Annotated in this window: 1 protein-coding gene; it reads right to left on the reverse strand. The window is 59.9% G+C overall.

The window, feature by feature from the left end:
• On the reverse strand, window positions 1–269 hold a 269-nt coding region (locus OC610_RS29255; RefSeq protein WP_264433345.1), incomplete at both ends, for a DUF6124 family protein.

Here is a 269-nt window from a genome sequence, read left to right on the forward strand (position 1 = left end):
ATCGACGACATCCAACGCCCGGTTTGCCAATAGCTCCCCGAGCTCGATCAATTGTTGCAACCCCAACGCAACGTGTCGTCGCGAGCCGTCAAGGTCGAACGCCAGATCACCCGCCATCGCACTGGCCGAGGCCAGGGTTTCGCTGAGGTTGGCCAACAGGCTTTCGGCATCGACGTCCTGTACGACGGTGAATAGCGGGTCCGAGGAGGGTTTCTCTTCAGGCTGGGCGGATTTGGGATTCAGAAGGGAATCGATGAGACGCTCGGCGT

Source organism: Pseudomonas agronomica (assembly GCF_025917275.1).
GTDB classification, from domain to species: Bacteria; Pseudomonadota; Gammaproteobacteria; order Pseudomonadales; family Pseudomonadaceae; genus Aquipseudomonas; species Aquipseudomonas agronomica.